We start from the raw sequence: 278 nt of genomic DNA, 5'->3' as shown, positions 1-278 counted from the left end.
ATTGACCATCACATAGATACCGCTTGTCAGCAGGATCATGCCCTGAATGACAGGGTAATCGCGGGCAAGAATGGCATCGACCGTGAGCCTTCCAATGCCGGGAATGTTGAATACGCTCTCCGTTACCACGACGCCGGAAATAAGCAGCGCAAAGCCGGTGCCGATAATGGTGAGCACAGGAACCGCGGCATTGCGCAGCGCATGGCGGAACAGGACGGTATTTTCCTTCAGCCCTTTTGCGCGGGCGGTTCGCACATAATCCTCGCCCAGCACTTCGA

The 278-nt window shown here is 56.1% G+C and carries 1 protein-coding gene; it reads right to left on the bottom strand.

The genetic code is table 11. The annotated features are described in order from the left end of the window. Nucleotides 1-278 (bottom strand): ABC transporter permease (locus EN850_RS36135; protein ID WP_136093112.1); only part of this gene is annotated, 278 nt, incomplete at both ends.

Origin of the sequence: Mesorhizobium sp. M8A.F.Ca.ET.207.01.1.1, from assembly GCF_004794715.1 — a bacterium.
Classification (GTDB): domain Bacteria; phylum Pseudomonadota; class Alphaproteobacteria; order Rhizobiales; family Rhizobiaceae; genus Mesorhizobium.
The sequence above is the reverse complement of the archived record's forward strand: the minus strand, read 5'-3'. Positions and strand labels throughout refer to the sequence as shown.